General features: G+C 39.7%; 2 protein-coding genes and 1 pseudogene. 1 reads left to right on the plus strand and 2 read right to left on the minus strand.

Annotated features, from left to right (window positions below):
- Nucleotides 1-236, plus strand: a pseudogene (locus F6K53_RS36300) (acetyl-coenzyme A synthetase); the annotation flags it as partial.
- A 61-nt stretch (nt 237-297) separates the two neighbouring features.
- Here the strand turns inward: F6K53_RS36300 and F6K53_RS36305 are convergent.
- A complete protein-coding gene (locus tag F6K53_RS36305; RefSeq protein ID WP_293084286.1) occupies nt 298-2,697 on the minus strand; it encodes a PEP/pyruvate-binding domain-containing protein in 2,400 nt (799 codons plus the stop codon).
- 47 nt (nt 2,698-2,744) lie between these two features.
- Nucleotides 2,745-3,049, minus strand: a 305-nt coding sequence (locus F6K53_RS36310) for a hypothetical protein (RefSeq protein ID WP_293084289.1), incomplete at its 5' end; no start/stop codon positions are given.

Genomic DNA, 3,049 nt, shown 5'->3' on the forward strand with positions numbered 1-3,049 from the left:
GCAGTTATAGCGCTAGTGACGAACTCAAGCAAGAACTAAAGCAGCACGTGGTCAAAGAAATTGGTGCGATCGCACGTCCTGGTGACATTCGCTTTACTGATGCTTTGCCCAAGACTCGTTCCGGAAAGATTATGCGTCGGCTATTGCGATCGCTAGCTGCAGGTCAAGAGGTTGCTGGAGATACCTCCACTCTAGAAGACCGCAGTGTTTTGGATAAGTTACGGGAAGAGGCTTGAAAACCAGGCTTCAGGTAAGCTATTAGCTATCAGCTATCAGCTATCAGCTGATAGCTTACACCTAATTATCTAACTGAACAGTGCCATCAATGGTGTTGATCGTAATCAGATCGCCATCTTTAATCACAGAAGTAGCCGAATGGGTTCCGACAATACATGGTATGTTCATTTCCCGAGCCAAAATCGCTGCATGAGAGAGCATTCCTCCTTCATCGGTCACTATAGCACTTGCCAGCTCTAGAAGATACCATGTATTCAACTGTGCCATTGCGGTCACAAGAATATCACCTTTGTGGAAATTCTTCTTGAACTCCCTTACCTGAATCACATTATTACATCCTAAAATCCGTGCCCTTCCCCTCACTAAATTTATACCTCTCCTGTTGGCAACAATGCCTTTAAGTTGGGACGAATCAGTGCATTCCTTAACTTTTTTCCTGTATAACTTCTCTGCTTCTTGGCCATAGTAATAGGCCATTTTACCTTTCGACCATAACCCTAACATACCAGACTTCCGCTCTATCTTATCCGCTTCACTCAACTTTTCTCCGGTCTCTATGATCCGAAAAATATCCTGAATATGATAGTAACGATTTAAGTCTTCAATGCTTTCACCGGTTCTCCTACAGATTTCTTCAAACAAGGGAATCAGATGATAATCCATTCCTGCCCAACAGCCTTTCAGCGTTGGACGAAAAGAGCTAGCAGCTTGCAGGCAATCAACAAGGTTAAGATGGATGTCTTTCCCCTTTAAAATCGACTTGTGTTTTTCTTTTAATTGCTGTTTTTTCGATACAATATCTTTAGCATTTTGCTGCCCATGACTATCGTAAAAGCGCTGATTCAGGGTTTTAAGAACTTCATCATAAGTGAAGTGACCCATAATAATCCAGGGATATTTTTCAGCATGTTTCAAAAGCCTTTCTCTGGAAAAGGAATGTTTGAGCAACTCCCACCAATCAAGCTGTTCCAAATTACTTATATCTAATTGAGTGGGCAGACTTAAGATCTGTAATTCCTCATCGCAAAAGTAGTGGGAAAGTTCCTGTATCAGTACCTCAGTTGCCAGAGGACCGCTGGCTTTATAGTAACCGACTGTGAAGCTGAAAGTATCAATTACTCTATTAAAAATTTGACTGATATTGGAGTCAGAGATTTCCGAAAAGGAAAGATTTTTTAATTGGTGATACAGCTGTTGATGTCTGTCCACACATTTGCTAGCTACCTTTTCAAGTATTCGCCGATAATCAGATTGTAAATAAACGTCTCCTCTTTTTCTGGCTTCCTTCACATCTCTTTTAGAAATGTAAGCAGAAGAGTTTCCATTTATTGTGTAGATTAATACATCGTCTATTTGATTCCAGATAATATCCCTGTATGTGTATAAAATATACAACCGAGAATCAATAGCCCATTGGGATTCATGGTCAGACCACCAAAATTCGTACCCACCAATCTGCCCTGATGGAGCCTCAACTAATGTCGAGGAATAATCGGTTACCTGAGGAGGAGTATTTAATTGAGATACGGGACGGCTTTGCAAGATATAAAATTGTTCATTTGCCCAAGCCCATTCAACGTCAACCGGAATGCCATAAATTGATTCAATAGCAGTAATGTATCTAGTCAGGTCAATGATTTGTTGATCATTCAATTTGGGATTGACACTTCCAGCCTCACCAATATCTGCTGAGCGGATTCCACCATCACTCGCCTTTTGAACGAGAGTTTTTTGAAAAGATACGGACTTATCAAGAATTTGAAATGTGGACTTATCTACCCTGTAATTATCAGGAGTAATAGATCCGGATACCACACCCTCTCCCAAACCAAGTGCTGCCTCTATAATAATTTCATTGCTTTTCCGGCTAACAGGATTAATAGAGAAAGCTACTCCAGATATCTCACTTTCTATCATTCTTTGCACAATAACTGCCATCCCCAAGTCCGGTGAAGTATTTGATTGAATTCTAAAATAATCAATAGCCCGTTTGCTAAATAAGGAAGCCCAGCAGCGTTGAATATTAGTCCATAAATCTTTCCTTTGAGTATTTAAAAAGGTTGACATAATACCAGCCCCAGCAGCATGGGCTTGATCTTCTTCAACTGCACTAGAACGAATCGCTACAAAATCTGCATCTGCGAAAAGTTTACCATAATAATTATCAATTGTCCTCCGAAGGTCTGCGGGTATGGAAGATGAAAGGATTTGTTCATGAAGTTGCTGAGCAATTTTTTCTGCCATCTCCCATTGGCCTGCTGCTAATTTTTCTTTGAGTTTAATCCATGTACCATTGAGGCCAGAGGCAGTAAGAAAATGTTGAAAAGCCGAAGTGATAATCACAAATCCTTCGGGTACCTGAAAAGAATGCTTTGTTAACTCCCCTAATGATGCTCCTTTTCCACCTGCTATAGGTCGATCAGAGATTGACAGTTGATTAAATGGCTTAATGAAATCCATGGTAATATCAAATCTATTAATGTTTACTCTTTTAGTTACTATTTTATTTACTCTTTTACAACAATGGGAATCATGGCTGTATTGTGTTGAAAGTATAAACAATCAGTAGGTGGAGAAACTTTGAAGATGATGATCCCCTTAATATCGTTTTCTGGAACACCTGCTTCAATAAGATAAGGAACTTGAGTTTCATTGAAAAGAGCTTCCCAGGAATCGTATCTATTTTTGAGAACTCCTGTTGACGTCAAATTACAATAGCTTAAAATTCCACCCTTCTTAAGCAGGGGATAAACCTTTTTGATAAATGGAAATTGGTGGGTGTGTTGTTCATCTGCATTCAAAGGATAAGTAT

The organism is Moorena sp. SIO4A1 (assembly GCF_010672065.1).
In the GTDB taxonomy this organism is placed as follows: Bacteria; Cyanobacteriota; Cyanobacteriia; order Cyanobacteriales; family Coleofasciculaceae; genus Moorena.